General features: G+C 66.4%; 15 protein-coding genes. 6 read left to right on the top strand and 9 right to left on the bottom strand.

Translation table 11 applies throughout. The features are described from left to right. Nucleotides 1-237 (top strand): hypothetical protein (locus GGQ89_RS11890; protein WP_221238933.1); only part of this gene is annotated, 237 nt, incomplete at its 5' end. Nucleotides 238-241: 4 nt separating this feature from the next. Beyond that, nucleotides 242-586, top strand: coding sequence for a hypothetical protein (locus tag GGQ89_RS11885; RefSeq protein ID WP_184105934.1), 345 nt, complete (start codon nucleotides 242-244; stop codon nucleotides 584-586). 196 nt (nucleotides 587-782) lie between these two features. Here GGQ89_RS11885 and GGQ89_RS11880 read toward each other — a convergent pair whose 3' ends face one another. The 3 genes from GGQ89_RS11880 to GGQ89_RS11870 form a co-directional block, all read right to left on the bottom strand. Beyond that, nucleotides 783-1931, bottom strand: coding sequence for a glutathionylspermidine synthase family protein (locus GGQ89_RS11880; protein WP_184105933.1), 1149 nt, complete (start codon nucleotides 1929-1931; stop codon nucleotides 783-785). Further along, on the bottom strand, nucleotides 1928-2305 hold the full coding sequence (locus GGQ89_RS11875) for a DUF1190 domain-containing protein (protein WP_184105932.1): 378 nt from the start codon (nucleotides 2303-2305) through the stop codon (nucleotides 1928-1930). Before GGQ89_RS11875 ends, GGQ89_RS11880 begins: the two co-directional genes overlap by 4 nt. Before the next feature lie 105 nt (nucleotides 2306-2410). Beyond that, entirely contained in the window at nucleotides 2411-2779 is a 369-nt protein-coding gene (locus GGQ89_RS11870; protein ID WP_056437916.1) for a glycine zipper 2TM domain-containing protein, read from the bottom strand. Nucleotides 2780-2881: 102 nt separating this feature from the next. Between GGQ89_RS11870 and GGQ89_RS11865 the strand changes: the two genes are divergently transcribed. Together GGQ89_RS11865 and GGQ89_RS11860 are read left to right on the top strand one after the other, a co-directional pair. Then, nucleotides 2882-3301, top strand: coding sequence for a secondary thiamine-phosphate synthase enzyme YjbQ (locus GGQ89_RS11865; protein WP_184105931.1), 420 nt, complete (start codon nucleotides 2882-2884; stop codon nucleotides 3299-3301). 125 nt (nucleotides 3302-3426) lie between these two features. Further along, nucleotides 3427-4008, top strand: coding sequence for a CC0125/CC1285 family lipoprotein (locus GGQ89_RS11860; protein WP_052811366.1), 582 nt, complete (start codon nucleotides 3427-3429; stop codon nucleotides 4006-4008). A 61-nt stretch (nucleotides 4009-4069) separates the two neighbouring features. Here the strand turns inward: GGQ89_RS11860 and GGQ89_RS11855 are convergent, their stop codons facing one another. The 4 genes from GGQ89_RS11855 to GGQ89_RS11840 form a co-directional block, all read right to left on the bottom strand. Beyond that, the gene (locus tag GGQ89_RS11855; protein WP_184105930.1) at nucleotides 4070-4420 is read right to left on the bottom strand and encodes a hypothetical protein; all 351 of its coding nucleotides are present in this window, start codon (nucleotides 4418-4420) and stop codon (nucleotides 4070-4072) included. Nucleotides 4421-4631: 211 nt separating this feature from the next. Next, the gene (gene secA, locus GGQ89_RS11850) at nucleotides 4632-7376 is read right to left on the bottom strand and encodes a preprotein translocase subunit SecA (RefSeq protein WP_184105929.1); all 2745 of its coding nucleotides are present in this window, start codon (nucleotides 7374-7376) and stop codon (nucleotides 4632-4634) included. 108 nt (nucleotides 7377-7484) lie between these two features. Next, nucleotides 7485-7745 carry a hypothetical protein gene (locus tag GGQ89_RS11845; protein ID WP_184105946.1) on the bottom strand — a complete coding sequence of 87 codons (261 nt, stop codon included), beginning with the start codon at nucleotides 7743-7745 and terminating at the stop codon, nucleotides 7485-7487. A gap of 196 nt (nucleotides 7746-7941) precedes the next feature. Continuing rightward, complete coding sequence (locus tag GGQ89_RS11840; RefSeq protein WP_184105928.1) at nucleotides 7942-8781, bottom strand: energy transducer TonB; 840 nt, start codon at nucleotides 8779-8781, stop codon at nucleotides 7942-7944. A gap of 82 nt (nucleotides 8782-8863) precedes the next feature. Here GGQ89_RS11840 and argJ point away from each other — a divergent pair, with 82 nt between their 5' ends. Further along, complete coding sequence (gene argJ / locus GGQ89_RS11835; protein WP_184105927.1) at nucleotides 8864-10090, top strand: bifunctional glutamate N-acetyltransferase/amino-acid acetyltransferase ArgJ; 1227 nt, start codon at nucleotides 8864-8866, stop codon at nucleotides 10088-10090. 5 nt (nucleotides 10091-10095) lie between these two features. Further along, nucleotides 10096-10707, top strand: coding sequence for a glutathione S-transferase family protein (locus tag GGQ89_RS11830; RefSeq protein ID WP_184105926.1), 612 nt, complete (start codon nucleotides 10096-10098; stop codon nucleotides 10705-10707). Between the two features lie 206 nt (nucleotides 10708-10913). Here GGQ89_RS11830 and trxA read toward each other — a convergent pair whose 3' ends face one another. Both trxA and addA read right to left on the bottom strand, forming a co-directional pair. Beyond that, a complete protein-coding gene (trxA, locus tag GGQ89_RS11825) occupies nucleotides 10914-11234 on the bottom strand; it encodes a thioredoxin (protein WP_007404159.1) in 321 nt (106 codons plus the stop codon). 52 nt (nucleotides 11235-11286) lie between these two features. Next, entirely contained in the window at nucleotides 11287-14745 is a 3459-nt protein-coding gene (addA, locus tag GGQ89_RS11820; RefSeq protein ID WP_184105925.1) for a double-strand break repair helicase AddA, read from the bottom strand. Nucleotides 14746-14843 lie beyond the last annotated feature (98 nt).

Below are 14843 nucleotides of genomic sequence, written 5' to 3'. Positions count from 1 at the left end.
TCGTCGTGGTCGCTGCAAAGCCCTGGAACATCGTGGGTCGCATATTTCGGCGGCTCGCGATCGGCGAGCAGTGACATGGACACGAACGCCAACCGCATCGGCCACACCAACGCGACCTCCGGGTCCGATGCTGGCGGCAATGACACCTACGGCCCCGTCACGACGCTTTCCAATCTGTCGCCAGGCTCTTCCGGCGGCACATTCTGGTATGCGATCGCCGTCGAGCTGAAGGTCTGATCCCGTGGATAGCCACTGCCCCCATTGCGGAGCCGACCAGCCCGATCGCGTCGAGCGGTTCGGCCTGATCGTCCAGCGCGATCCGGGGGCGGTCTATTGGAAGGGAATCCGGTACCACCGGCCGCCCGGCGAGGTGGAAACGCTTTACCACCTCGTCCGGCGCGGCCGGGCCTCGCACCTTACGCTCGCCATGCTGACCGTAGGAGAGGATGCCGAGACCGACGTGGCCAAGGTGCGGATATGCCGACTGCGCCGCTGGCTGCGCAGCCTGGGCGGAGAGGTGACCATCTCTACTGAGCGCGGCTGGGGCTATGTTCTGGAGCGAGCGCTCGACGCTAATCGCCGGTGATTCGCGGGTCCAGAGCCATTATGACAAATCGCTGCCCGCCGCAGATACCCTACCGTGAACAGACGGGGAAAAGGTCAGAAAGCCCCTCAGAAAACTGCCGTTTCCGCTCGACTGTTAATCGAGCGGCCGTAGGTTCGAATCCTACTCAGGGAGCCACCGGCGCTGTCTTCTCCCAGACAGCGCCAGCCATGACGGATCAGCCGTCGATCACATGCGGCACGAACCGCGCCGTGTTCGAGGTGATCAGCCCGTCCTCGCGGATGCCCATCCCCACCGGCGCACCGTCCACGACCCAGCTGCCCAGCACCGGAAAACATCCCGGCGCCGCCTCCGGCAGACGGTAGAGCGACTGGTAGATATAACCTTCCTCGCCATAGTCTCCCGCCGTCTCCGCCACGATGCTCCCGGCCTTGCGGATCGAGACGTTTGCGCCCTCGCGCGACAATAAAGGCTTGGCCACCGCATCGCCGCCCGGCACCGAGAAGCTCGTGGGCAACAAATTGGGATGGCCGGGGAACAGGTCCCACAGTACCGGCAGGATCGCCTTGTTCGACCAGATCATCTTCCAGATCGGCTCGATCCAGGTCAGGTCGCCGCGCTCCAGATTGTCGAGCAGCGGTCCGGCAAACTCCTCATGGACCAGCCATTCCCACGGATAGAGCTTGAACAGCGCCTCGATCCGCATGTCCGCTTCGTCGACGAAGCAATGCGTGTCGTGGTTCCAGCCGATCCGCTCCATCAGGATGGGGATGGTGGTGATACCGGCTGCCTCGGCCGTATCACGCAGATAGGCGGCGGTGACGGCATCCTCGCCCGCCGGGTCTTCGACATGCGCGACGTGCAGCGTGGCGGGCAGAGCGGGCGCGATCTCGGCCCAGCGGGCGACCAGCGCCTCGTGCAGGCTGTTATACTGGTCGAGGGCGGGGAAACGCTCTTCCTTCCACGCCCATTGCACGACGGCCGCCTCCAACAGCGATGTCGGCGTGTCGCAATTGAACTCGAACAGCTTCGGAGCACCCAAACCGTCATAGCCCAGGTCGAACCGTCCGAAATTCAGCGCGGGCGGCTCGGCCTCCCAGGCTTCGCGGATCGGGTCGTGGAAGACGGGCGGGATGGCGAAACGGTTCAGAAGCGCGGGGTCGCTGACCACGGCCTCCCCTGCCGCCAGGAACAGCCGGTAGAGCTCGCCCGTCGCCCCTTCGATCGTGTCGATCTGGGCGCGGGTGAAACGATAGCAGGCGCTTTCGTCCCAATAAGGCCGCTCGCGCCCCTCATGCCAGATCAGGCCCAGTGCCTCGACCTTGGCCTGCCAGTCGGGTCGCGGCGTCAGCGTCTGGCGGATCATGCGTGGATGCTGCCGAAGCGGCGCGCCGAACTGCCGAAGCCGCCACGGCTGACAGCGGCGGACCGGGTCATTGCGCTACCGGGCGGAGCATAGGCATAGCGGGCACCGGTCGCGGCACGGAAACTGCCGCCGGTCGCGCGTTCCCCGAACCAGGGAATGGCGCGGCCGCGACCCAGAAAATACCAGAAAGCCCCGCCACCACCGCCGACACGATGCTGGCGGCAGCGATCGTCGGGCAGACGCACACCCTGCGCGTCGGTGCAGATCGCCGTGTCGCGATCGGTTGTCCAATTGTCATCGGCTTTGGCGCGATTACAGCCGCTTGCCAGCAGCGCCGCCGCCATCGCGGTCGTCAGTCTCAGATCAAATGCCATATCGGCCCTCCCGCGTGCATCATGATGCAGGAGCGTCGTCCTTGGCCAGAAAAATGAAAGGGCGCCGGTGAACCCTGTCACCGACGCCCTTCCTTTCTGCCAAGCTTAGCGGCAGCGGACCTTGCCGCGATCGATCGAGCGGCCGAGCAGCGCACCGCCGCCTGCACCCAGCAGCGTGCCCAGCGTACCGCCGCCGATCACATTGCCCAGCACGCCACCGCCGACCGCGCCGACCACCAGGCCGGTGGTGCCGTCATTGCGCTTGCAATAGGTGCGGCCATCGCGACCACGATAAATCTGGTCTTCGCGGCTCAGGCGACGCTCGCGATGATTGCCGCGGCGGTAATCGCGCGAGGCATCCCAATCGTCACGGTCACCATGCCAGCGATAGTCACGATCCTGGGCGACGGCGGGCGTCGCGGCGATGGGGGCGGCAACGGTAACGACGGCCAGAGCGGCGAGCAGGGCTTTCATGGCAGGTCTCCTTATCCTCAAGCGGGCACAACGCGCTTGCCGCGAACCTGTTCAATTCTCATCCGGCTGGCACCGACGGGGCGGGTCGGGCATTGAGGAACCATGCGCCAAGCCACCACCATCATCACCGTCGACACTTATGGTCAGGGCCTGACCGAGATCACCCGGCCCGTCACGGCCTGGGTGCGCGAACAGGGCATGGGCGAAGGGCTGCTGACCCTGTTCTGTCGGCACACCTCCGCCTCGCTGATCATCCAGGAAAATGCCGCGCCGGAGGTGAAGACTGACATCCTCGATTATTTCGCGCGAATCGCGCCCGAGGATGCCCGCGCCTATGCCCATGACGATGAGGGGCCGGACGACATGCCCGCGCATCTGCGCAGCATCCTGACGGGTGTTCACCTGTCCGTTCCGCTGATCGGCGGGCGGCTGATGCTGGGGACATGGCAGGGCATCTATCTGTTCGAACATCGTCGCGCACCGCATCGACGGCAAATTGCAATCCATATGGCAGGCGTGTGACGCACTATTCATCGCGGGAGCCAAACCGTTCATCGACCGTTCTGCCGGGATAGGTTAGACCGGCGCCAGCTACAGGGCTGTTGCCGTCCGGCCTGGTCGAGCGGCAAGGAAAGGAAGAAGTGTCCATGCAATTCGGTCGGAAGATCGCGCTCGCGCTGCTCGGCGCCAGCACCTTGATGGTCGCGGGATGTGCGACCGAAACCACCTATCGCCCGGCGACGGGTTCGGGCTTCTACCGCACCGGCTATTCGGACCAGCAGCTGGAACCGGGTCGCTTCATCGTCAGCTTCGCGGGTAACACCGTGACGTCGCGCGACACGGTCGAGCGCTATCTGCTGTACCGCGCGGCCGAACTGACGCTGGCCAATGGCTATGACTATTTCGTGATGGCCGACCGCGACACGCAGCTGCGCTCGCGCACCTATTCGACGCCGGGCGCCTTCGGGCCGGGCTTCGGCGGCTGGGGCGGCGGCTGGTGGGGCCCGTCGTGGCGCTATTATGGCCGCGGCTTCGGCTGGCGCAGCTGGGACCCGTTCTGGGGTGATCCCTTCTTCGGCAACAACATGGATATCAACACCATCGACCGCTACGAAGCGACGGCCGAGGTCGTGATGCGCAAGGGTCCGATCCCGCGCGACAATCTCCGCGCCTTCGACGCCCGTGCGATCGTCTCGACGATCGGGCCGACGGTGGTGATGCCGAAGTAATCCGGCCAAGGTATCGGATCATGGGGCGGTCACCTTTGGGGTGGCCGCCCTTTTTCTTGATTTACGGGCGACCGCCACGCACCCGGCGCGCATTGACCATGCCGCGCAATGCCTCGGTGCGGACCTGCAACTCGCGTTCCTCGGACGGTGACAGTCCGTCCTGCCCGAAGCGCTCCCCCAACGCACTGATCGCGGCATCCTCGCGCTTGAAGGATCGAGCCTCGGCACGCGATATGTCGCCGCTGCGCCGTCCCTCACGGATCGCGTGACGGATGTCGCGTCGGTCGGCCGCGACGCTCGGCTGATTGGGCATGGCGAGGATATCGGAGGGTGGCCCGGCGCTGACGAACTGCGCAGACGCGGCAGTGGGTAGTGAGGCTGTTAAGACGGCCAGCATCGCATAGTGCTTCATGGTTGATCCTCCCTGTCGGCGGAGGATCGCCCTCTGTGACTGAACAAGACCTGTCCATTCCTCCCCTGCAAGGGGAGGTGGCAGTCCGACCTCGCCAGCGTTGACACTCCTCCACCAGCTTCGCTGGTCCCTATCTCCTTGCAGGGGAGGAATATAAAAAGGGCGGCGAACCGAAGCCCGCCGCCCTCTTACGCTACCGATCGAAAAACGATCAGGCCGTCACCGCTCCGTGGCAATGCTTGTACTTCAGGCCCGATCCGCACGGGCACGGCGCGTTGCGGTTCACGCGACCTTCCCACTGCGAAGGATCGGTACCCAGGTCCATGCCCTCAGGCTGCGGGATCTGCATCGGCGGCATCTGCGGCTGGAGCAGCCCGCGCGCAGCTGCGTCCCAATCATTCGTATTGTCCTCGCCGGTGAACGGATCGAAGTGCGAGGTGATGAAGTCCGGCAGCTCGGGCAGTTCCGGCGGCGCCTGGAGCTGGAACTGGGCATAGGCGATGGTGCGCGTCACATCCTCGCGGATATTGTCGAGCATCCGCTGGAACAGCGAAAACGCCTCGTGCTTATATTCGTTGATCGGCGTCTTCTGCGCATAGGCGCGCAGGTGGACGACCTGGCGCAGCGCGTCGAGCGTCGCCAGATGCTCCTTCCAGTGATGGTCCAGATTCTGGAGCAGGATCGATTTCTCGACGCTGGTCCAGGTGTCGGGCTCCAGCTCCTTGGCCTTGGCCTCGACCATCGCATCGGCCTCGGCGGAGACGCGCTCCAGCACGATCTCCGGGTCGATCGCTTCCTCGGTCATCCAGTCGTCGATCGGCGGCTCGAGGTTGAGCAGGTCCTTCAGCTGCTGCTTCATGCCCGCGACATCCCACTGCTCGGGATAGCTGTTGGGCGGGCAGGCGGTGCCGACGATCGCATTGACCGTCTCGGCGCGCATGTCGGCGACGACTTCGCCCACCGTCTCGGCATCCATGATGTCGGCGCGCTGTTCGTAGATGACCTTGCGCTGGTCGTTCATAACGTCATCATATTCGACGACCTGCTTGCGGATGTCGTAGTTGCGCGCCTCGACCTTCTTCTGCGCGGTCTCGATCGCCTTGGACAGCCACTTGCTGCCGATCGCCTCGCCATCCTCGATATTGCTGCGCATCATCTTGGCGAAAAGCGTGTCCGGGCCGAAGATTCGGAGCAGATCGTCGTCCAGGCTGAGGTAGAAGCGCGACAGGCCCGGATCGCCCTGACGGCCCGAACGGCCGCGCAGCTGGTTGTCGATGCGGCGGCTTTCATGGCGTTCGGTGCCCAGCACGAACAGACCGCCCGCCTCCAGCACCTTCTGCTTTTCGGCGACGATCTCGGTGCGGATGCGGGCGGCCGCCTCCTCATATTCCGGCGTGCCCTCGACCAGATCGGGATGCTCGTCGAGCATCCGGAATTCCAAGTTGCCGCCCAGCTGGATGTCGGTGCCGCGACCCGCCATGTTGGTCGCAATGGTGACGGCGCCCAGACGGCCCGCCTGCGCGACGATATGCGCCTCCATCTCGTGATAGCGGGCGTTCAGCACCTTATGCGGCACGGCTTCCTGGTTCAGGAATTCGCTGAGCAGTTCCGACTTCTCGATCGACACGGTGCCGACCAGCACCGGCTGCCCCTTGGCGGCGTGGTCGCGGATCTTCTTGGCGATCGCCAGGAACTTGTCTTGCGTGTTCTTGTAGAACTCGTCCTCCTCGTCGACACGCGCGATCGGCACGTTGGTCGGGATGGTGACGACGTTGATCTTGTAGATGTCGTAGAATTCGCCCGCTTCCGTCGCGGCGGTGCCGGTCATGCCCGAGATCTTCGGGTACATGCGGAAATAATTCTGGAAGGTGATCGAGGCCATGGTCTGGTTCTCGGGCTCGATATTGACGCCCTCCTTCGCCTCGACCGCCTGGTGCAGGCCTTCCGACCAGCGACGCCCGTCCATCATGCGGCCGGTAAATTCGTCGATGATGACGACCTTGCCGTCCTTCACGATGTAATCGGTGTCGCGCTTGAACATCATGTTCGCGCGCAGCGCCTGGTTCAGGTGATGGACGACCTGCGTATTCTCGAAATCATACAGATTCTCGCCCTGGAGCAGCCCGGCCGCCTCCAGCAGGCGCTCGGCGCGCTCGGTGCCGTCCTCAGTCAGGATGATCGACTTCTGCTTCTCGTCCTTCTCGTAATCGTCGGCGGTCAGCTGCTTCACGATCGCATCGACGCCGATATACAGTTCCGACTTGTCGTCGGTCGGGCCGGAGATGATCAGCGGCGTGCGCGCCTCGTCGATCAGGATCGAGTCCACCTCGTCGACGATCGCGTAGTTGAAGGGGCGCTGCACCATCGAGGAGCGCTCATACTTCATATTGTCGCGCAGATAGTCGAAGCCGAACTCGTTGTTCGTGCCATAGGTAATGTCGGCGTCATAGGCCGCGCGGCGCTGCGCATCGTCCAGATTGGGGATGATGGTGCCGGTGGTCAGGCCCAGGAAATTATAAACCCGGCCCATGGTCGCGGCGTCGCGGCTGGCCAGATAGTCGTTGACGGTCACGACGTGCACGCCCTTGCCGGGCAGCGCGTTCAGATAGGTGGCGAGCGTAGCGACCAGCGTCTTGCCCTCGCCGGTGCGCATCTCGGCGATCTCGCCCCGGTGGAGCACGATGCCGCCGATCATCTGCACGTCATAGTGACGCTGGCCCAGCACGCGACGCGCAGCCTCGCGCACCGTGGCGAAGGCTTCGGGCAGCAGGCTGTCGAGCGTGGCGCCGTTATCGAGCTGTTCGCGGAATTTCACCGTCTGCGCGGCGAGCTGGGCGTCGGTCATCGCCTCCATCTCGGGCTCGAACGCGGCGATCTTGGCGACCGTCGGCTTGAGCGACTTGACGTAACGGTCGTTGGACGAACCGAACAGGGACTTGGCGAGGCCGCCGAACATAAGCGATTTCCTGACTGAAATATCGTGAGATGGGCGCAGCGCCGGTCGAAGCGGGGCGCGCGCGACTGCAATGTCAAGGGATGGGGTCGGCCATGGCCGACGCCGGGGCTATTCGCGCCGACGGCCCATGAAGATCGCAGCGATCGGCCGGGGCGTGACCGCCCGGAACATACCGAGAGGTCCGGCGCTATCCACCAGCGCGACGAGCGCCTGCACCGGCCGCGTCGCGGCGCGCGCAACGGCGGCCTGCTTGGCGGCGGCCACGATGCAGCGCTCGGCAACGACCCCCCGTGCCTCCTGCCCACGCGCACTCGCACCCACGCCGGTCAGCGCGGACAAAAGAGCGGAAAGGAGCAGAAGCAGGTTCATGCGAGGCTTGTCTTAGGCACATACGCGCGGCGCGTCCATCCGTTGCATGGCATCGCGCGCCGTACGCGGCATCATCATTTGTCGAGCGGCATCTGCCACCGGACGTTGAACGTTCGGTATATGCCGATCACCGCGAGCACGATGTTGCGAAGCCCGACCCCTGCGCCCCAGATGCGCTCCCGCTCCAGCATGCCCCTTATTCTTCGGATGGAAAGCGATAGCCGAGACGGAGCAGCGCATCGACCTGCGACACGGCGACGGCGGGTGTCGCACCGGGGCCCATCTCCGTCTGTCCGTCACAGGGCGATGGAATGGGCATACCCTTTTCCCAGACACGCAGGTCACGCTTGCAATCGATGAAGCGTCCCTGCGACGTCACGCCATATGTGACGTTCATATCGCTGAGAAAGGTCAGGTCCTTTGGCCAAAGCGCGGGATCGTGAGCCGCCGCGTTTGGGGCATAGTCGATCAGGAAGCGCCCTTCGAAGCGGCGTGTGACGGGCTTCCCGGTCTGGCGGGTAATGGCATCGATCAGGCGACGGGCCATCCCGTCGCACATGGGGCCGCTCCTTGCGACCAGCGGTTGCTGCGATGGCCTTCCGCCCTCGCATTTCAGGACGCGCCCATCGGGTTCGGCGACGAGACGCAGCGTTACCGGCATGGTCGTCGGGTCTTCCGACCCACCGCCACCGGGCAATTGCCATCGTATTCTCAGCGAATAGCGGCTCGGCACCGGCTTGCCCCGGGCGTCCTTGGCTGGAGAGAACAATCCAGCGCCAGTTACCGTAAGCCGACAGGTTTGTATGGCAAGGTTCTGAGATGCCGCCTCGACCACCTTGCATTCGGTCACACGCCCGGCCGCGTCGATCTCAAGATCGACGATGACCCGGCCCTGCTCGCCCGCTCGAAGTGCGGAGGGAGGATAATTGTCAGGACCGAAGAGCGTTCGCATCACCTCGCCGGAAATCTGTGCCTTCGGCTCTTGCTGAGCCGAAGCCGGGAGCGTGATCGCCGCCATCGCCATCGCTACGATCATCCTATGAAATCCCCCGAAACCACGACTGTCACCAGATATCACCCGTTGCAGCGCGCGCGCGCAAGCGGCAAAGCACGGGGCCATGAGCATCGCCACCTCTCCCCTCGCCCAGCCCTTTCCCGCTCTGCCCGCGATCGACGGCGTGACGCTGCGCGTTGCCCGCGCGCAGTATAAAAAGTGGGATCGCTGCGACCTGACCTTCGTGACGCTGCCCGAAGGGACGAGCGTGGCGGGCGTGCTGACCACCAGCAAATGTCCGTCGCCGGAGGTGGAATGGTGCCGCAAGGCGCTGGTGCTGGGCCAGGCCCGTGCGCTGGTGGTGAACGCGGGCAATTCCAATGCCTTTACCGGCCACCGGGGCCGCGCCGCCGTCGAGGCCATCGCCGCACGCACCGCCGCCGCGATGGAGTGCCAACCCTCAGACGTGTTTGTCGCCTCGACCGGGGTGATCGGCGTGCCGCTGCCCATCGACAAGGCGGAGGCAGGCCTCGACGCCGCCTTCACCGCCGAGCCCTGTGGCTGGGAAGACGCCGCCGCGACGATCATGACCACCGACACCTTCGCCAAGGGCGCAACGACGACCGCCGTCGTCGATGGCCGCACGGTGACGCTGGCGGGCATCATCAAGGGCTCCGGCATGATCGCGCCCGACATGGCGACGATGCTGGGCTTCATCTTCACCGACGCGGCCGTCGCGCCCGAGTTCCTGCAACGCGCGCTGAGCGCCGCCAATGGCCGCAGCTTTTCGTGCATCACGGTCGATGGCGACACCTCGACCAGCGACACGGTGCTGGCCTTTGCGACGGGCAAGGCGGGCAATGCGCCGCTGATCGATGACGAGAGCGACGGGGCGGATGCCTTCCGCGCGGCGCTGGCCGATCTATGCCATCAACTCGCACTGCTGGTCGTGCGTGACGGCGAGGGTGCGACCAAGCTGATCGAAATCCGAGTCGAAGGCGCGGAGAGCGACCGTTCGGCGCAACGCATCGCCATGTCGATCGCCAACTCGCCGCTGGTGAAGACCGCGATCGCGGGCGAGGACGCCAATTGGGGCCGCGTCGTCATGGCGGTCGGCAAGGCGGGCGAACCGGCCGAGCGCGACAGGCTGTCGATCCGCTTCGGCGAGACGCTGGTCGCTAAGGACGGCTTGGCGGTCGAGGGCTATGACGAAGCGCCCGTCGCCGCACACCTGAAGGGACAGGAGATCGCGGTCGGCGTCGATCTGGGTCTGGGCGAAGGCGTCGCGACGGTTTGGACCTGCGACCTGACCCATGGCTATATCTCGATCAACGCCGATTACCGGAGCTGAAGCCGATGCTGACCATCTGGGGCCGGATCAACTCGCACAATGTCAAGAAGGTCGTCTGGCTGGCCGAGGAGATGGGGCTGGCCTATGACCGGCGTGATGTCGGTGGCCCGTTCGGCATGGATGAAGGCTACCGTGCGCTCAATCCCAACGCGCTGATCCCGACGATCGAGGATGACGGCTTCGTCCTGTGGGAGTCGAACAGCATCCTGCGCTATCTGGCGGCGACGCGGGGTGGAGAGGCTTTCTATCCCGTCGATCCGCAGGCCCGAGCCTCGATCGAGCGGTGGATGGACTGGGGCTTCACCTGGGCGGATGCGATCCGGCCGATCTTTTTCCAGATGGTGCGCACGGCCCCCGAAGCGCGCGACACCGCGCTGATCGAGCGGAGCGTGGCACGGGCGGCGGGGCTGTCCGCGATCCTCGACGATGTGCTGGCGCGGCAGGAATGGCTGTCGGGTGGCTCGTTCGGGATCGGGGATATTCCGGTCGCGGCCTATGCGAATACGTGGTTCCAGCTGCCGGTCGAGCGGCCTTCGCGGCCCAATCTGGAGCGCTGGTATGCGGCATTGCGGGAACGTGCGCCGTTCCGCGACGTGGTGATGATCCCGCTGAGCTGAGCCAGAGGAAAGCCCCGCCCGCAATTGGGAGGGGTTCGGGTGAGGGAGTGCCGCGAAATACGGTCTCGGTGAGACACCTTTCCCTCCCCTCGATCCCCTCCCGCCTGCGGGAGGGGAGGAGCCAATCCTACGGCGCTTGGCACGCCCCTCCCGCAAGCGGGAGGGGATGGGGGAGGGCAGGAGGTCTCACCGAGACCGTCTAAACCTTACAGCGCGCCTTCCAGCCAGGCCTTGATCCGGCCCTTGGGCTCGGCACCAACCTTGGTCGCGGCGGCGGCACCGCCCTTAAACAGGATCATCGTCGGGATGCCGCGCACGCCGTAACGGCCCGGCGCGTCGGGATTGTCGTCGATGTTCAGCTTGGCGATCGTCACCTGCTCGCCCAGTTCTTCCGACAGCTCTTCCAGCGACGGGCCGATCATCTTGCACGGTCCGCACCATTCGGCCCAGAAATCTACCAGCACCGGCTTGTCGGAGTTCAGGACGTCCGCTTCAAAGCTGGCGTCGGTGATCTGCTTGGTTGCCATAGTCTCAATACTCCTTGGATTGTCATCCATCTAGGACGCGCGCGTCGGTCGCTCAACCACCGAGCGCCAAGCTTTGCTCCCGGTCGCGATAGCCGGGCTTGTGCGCGGCCAGCAGCGCATCGGGCACGGTGATCAGGCGAGGCCCCGCCGTGTAGAGCAGCGCCACTGACACCCGCCGACCCGGAAAGATCACCTCCAGCGCGGCGGCATAACCCGCCATCTGCGCCAGATGGAATGCGGGCACATCGTCGATCCCGCCGGGCGCGCGCCGCCCGGTCTTGTAGTCGATCAGGCGTATCTCGTCGGCATCGATCAGCAGACGGTCGACCCGACCCGACACGACGAGACCATTGGCCAGCGTCGCCGCGATCGGCGCTTCGGCCAGCGAACCCGGCCCGAACAGCGGCGCATAGGCCGGATCGTCGAGGATCGCGAAGACCGCCCCCGTCACGTCCGCGCGCATGGCCGGATCCTCAACCCCTGCCGCCTGGGACAGCCAACGCTCGGCCGCCCCGCGCCGCTTTTCCGGTGCCACCGGCGGCAGACGTTCGAGCAGACAGTGGATCAACCGGCCCCGCTCGGCGGCGGCGCGCATCGCGGGCGTGGGGGGCGGATCGGCGACCATGTCCTCGCCCAGCTGCGACGGTGCGAGCGGGCGCGGCGGCCGCGACTCCTGCGGCGCGGGCGCATGAACCCAGTCGGGCAGCCGCGTCTCGTCCCGCGCCGTCGCCACGACCATGATGCCGGGGCGGGCCGCGACCGGCGGCTGTGGCAGGGTGCCGAGGAACTGGCGTGACTGGCCGTCGCCCGGCTCGACCTCGGGCACGCCCAGCGCGGTCATCGCGCGGGCGCAGGTCGCGTACCAGCTGTGCATCGGCGGCACGCCCGCCGCCCGCTTGCCCAGCGCACCCGCGACCACCAGTTGCTCCTCCGCCCGCGTCGCCGCGACGTAAAAGAGCCGCCAATGCTCGGCCAGTTCGCGCGCGGCGATCTCGGCCGCGACGGCATCCAGCGGCCCGCCCCGTTCCTCGGCGCGCGGCGGGAAGACCGGGATCGGCAATGCCCCCGGCTCTGGCGTCCAGCGCAGGATCGAGCGGGGGCTTGCGGTCGGATCGGCGGTCGCGTCGGCCAGGATGACGAGCGGCGCCTGCAACCCCTTGGAACCATGCGCGGTCATCACCCGCACGGCGTCGAGCGGCGCGGACGGATCGCGCACGATCTCGACATCGCCGCGATCGAACCAGTCGAGGAACCGCTGGAGCGAGGGCGTCGTCGTACTCTCGAAGGTCAGCGCGGCGTTGAGCAGTTCCTCGATCGGATCGCGCGCCTCGGTCCCCAGCCGCCGGATCAGCTTGCGCCGCCCGTCGAGCGGCCCGGACAGCAATTCCTCCAGAAACTGGTAGGGCGTCGACACATCGGCACGTGCCAGCATCTGGCGGAGCGGGGCCAAATCTTCGGTGGGCAAGGTTCGCGTCAGATGCGCCCAGAGCGATCCCCGCGCCCGGTGCCCGGCCGCCATCAACCGATCCTGCGACCAGCCGATCAGCGGCGATACCAGCAGCGACGCCAGCGACAGGTCGTCCTCGGGCTGAAGCGCGAACCGCACCGTCGCCAGCAGATCCTGTACCGCCAGCGGCGCGTTCAGCCGCAGTCGGTCGACACCCGCCACCGGCACTCCCTCGGCATAGAGCCGCGCGACGATCAGCGACGCGAGGTCGCCGCGCCGCTTGACCAGGATCATGATGTCCTGCGGCTCCAGACGGCGTCCCTTGCTCTCCAGCATGACACCGTCGTCCAGCCAGCGACGGACGGCGCGCGCGATATCGGTCGCCACTTTGCGCACCGCATCGTCGATCCAGCCTTCCTCATCCTCGTCGCTACCGCCCGCCACGACCGGCGGCCAGAGCATGACGCGGCCGGGGCCCTTCACCTCGCTGGCATGGCGCTCCACTTCGCCCGCCATGCCCATGCCCGGTTCGCCCAGCGCCTCGATGGCGGCATCGACGAACTCCAGGATCGGCGTGGTCGAACGAAAACTGTGGGTCAGCGACAACTGGTTGAACGGCAGGCCGCGCTCTTCGGGCGGCCATTCGTCGTCGCCCGCCACCTCGTCCGCGCGGCGCGAGAAATGCAGCTCGGCCGCCTGGAAGTTGATCGGGTCGGTGCCCTGGAAACCGAAGATCGCCTGTTTGTGATCGCCTACAGTGAACAGCGTCCGAGTGGACGGCGCATAGAGGCCGCGCCCGACGAAGAACTCGTCGGCCAGCGCGCGCACGATCCGCCACTGATGCGCGTTGGTGTCCTGCGCCTCGTCGATCAGGACATGTTCGGTCACCTGGTCGAGCTTGTAGCGGACCCATTCACCGATACCGGGCCGCTCCAGCAGCTCGACGGTGGTGCGGATCAGGTCGTCGAAATCGACCGCCCCGATGGCGCGCTTCGACAAGGTATAGGCGCGCGCATAGTCACGCCCCACGCTCAGCGCGTCGGCGAGCAGATCGGCATGACGCGCCCGCGCCGCCAGACCCAGCAAATGGCGGCAGGTCTCGCCCAGCTCGCGCGCCATGTCCTCATAATCGGGATCGGCGTCGGTCAGCTTCTTGGACGCCTTGCGCGGTTCGCCCTTGGCGGTGAAGACCGTGCCCATCAATTCTTCGAGCAGCGCCACCCGCCCCGCCCGGTCGCTGCCGATCCAGCGTTCCAGCGTCGTCGCCGCCTTGTCGCCGGTCGCGGTGCCCCAGGCGCGGTTCGCCCCAGTCAGACGGACGACCACGTCCTCGTCGATCTCCTCGACACCCTCGGCAATCGCCTCGTCGATATCCCCCGACGGCAGATCGAGCGCGCGGCGGAGCCAGGGCTGGATACCGGTGGGCAGCGCCTCCAGCGCACCCGGCGCGCGGGCGCAGGCAGCGAGGAAGCCCTCCGCCCCGCCCTCGCCCAGCCGCAGCGAGAGTGCGCCGACCGTCTCGACCGGGCCGACACGGCCCTCGCGCTCGGCGGTTTCCAGCATCCGCGCCAAGGCCTCACGCGCCAGCACGGCTTCCTCGCGCGCTTCCAGCGGTCGGAAGCCCGGCGCAAGCCCGGCCTCGACCGGAAAGGCCGCGAGCAGCCCCTGGCAGAAGCCATGAATAGTCTGGATGCGCAGGCCGCCGCCCGGCGCGTCGAGCACGCGGGCGAACAGGGTCCGCGCCCGGTCGCGCAGGTCCGGCGTCGGCGTTTCGCCCAGCGCCTTCAGGTCGCGGAACAGCTCGGTCTCGGGCATCCGCACCCAGGCGGCGAGGCGGCCGTTGATCCGCTGCGCCATTTCGGCGGCCCCGGCCTTGGTGAAGGTCAGGCACAGAATCGCCTCGGGCGCGACGCCGCGCAGCAGCAGGCGGAACACGCGGGCGGCGAGCACCTGCGTCTTGCCCGTGCCCGCCGAAGCGGACAGCCAGACATGCGCGGCGGGGTCGCTCGCGGCGGCCTGATCGCCTTTCAGCGGGGGGAGGTTGGCCATGGGGCGGGCGCTCATGCGGCCGAATCCCGTGCGCTTCGACTTCGCTCTGCGTGAACGGCCGTTGTAGACAATCCCCACACCCCGTTCAGCCTGAGCGAAGTTGAAGGCCAAGG

It is taken from the genome of Sphingomonas yabuuchiae, assembly GCF_014199595.1.
GTDB lineage: Bacteria > Pseudomonadota > Alphaproteobacteria > Sphingomonadales > Sphingomonadaceae > Sphingomonas > Sphingomonas yabuuchiae.
Note: the sequence above shows the minus strand (reverse complement) of the source record. Positions and strands in the feature narration are given on the sequence as shown.

Bases quoted from the DNA above. Each gene is read 5' to 3' on its own strand.
- GGQ89_RS11875 (WP_184105932.1), bottom strand. From the start codon at position 2,305: ATGGCATTTGATCTGAGACTGACGACCGCGATGGCGGCGGCGCTGCTG.
- GGQ89_RS11870 (WP_056437916.1), bottom strand. From the start codon at position 2,779: ATGAAAGCCCTGCTCGCCGCTCTGGCCGTCGTTACCGTTGCCGCCCCC.
- GGQ89_RS11865 (WP_184105931.1), top strand. From the start codon at position 2,882: ATGCGCCAAGCCACCACCATCATCACCGTCGACACTTATGGTCAGGGC.
- trxA (WP_007404159.1), bottom strand. From the start codon at position 11,234: ATGGCAACCAAGCAGATCACCGACGCCAGCTTTGAAGCGGACGTCCTG.
- GGQ89_RS11845 (WP_184105946.1), bottom strand. From the start codon at position 7,745: ATGAACCTGCTTCTGCTCCTTTCCGCTCTTTTGTCCGCGCTGACCGGC.
- GGQ89_RS11880 (WP_184105933.1), bottom strand. From the start codon at position 1,931: ATGATCCGCCAGACGCTGACGCCGCGACCCGACTGGCAGGCCAAGGTC.
- secA (WP_184105929.1), bottom strand. From the start codon at position 7,376: ATGTTCGGCGGCCTCGCCAAGTCCCTGTTCGGTTCGTCCAACGACCGT.
- GGQ89_RS11855 (WP_184105930.1), bottom strand. From the start codon at position 4,420: ATGAAGCACTATGCGATGCTGGCCGTCTTAACAGCCTCACTACCCACT.
- GGQ89_RS11860 (WP_052811366.1), top strand. From the start codon at position 3,427: ATGCAATTCGGTCGGAAGATCGCGCTCGCGCTGCTCGGCGCCAGCACC.
- argJ (WP_184105927.1), top strand. From the start codon at position 8,864: ATGAGCATCGCCACCTCTCCCCTCGCCCAGCCCTTTCCCGCTCTGCCC.
- GGQ89_RS11840 (WP_184105928.1), bottom strand. From the start codon at position 8,781: ATGATCGTAGCGATGGCGATGGCGGCGATCACGCTCCCGGCTTCGGCT.
- GGQ89_RS11830 (WP_184105926.1), top strand. From the start codon at position 10,096: ATGCTGACCATCTGGGGCCGGATCAACTCGCACAATGTCAAGAAGGTC.
- addA (WP_184105925.1), bottom strand. From the start codon at position 14,745: ATGAGCGCCCGCCCCATGGCCAACCTCCCCCCGCTGAAAGGCGATCAG.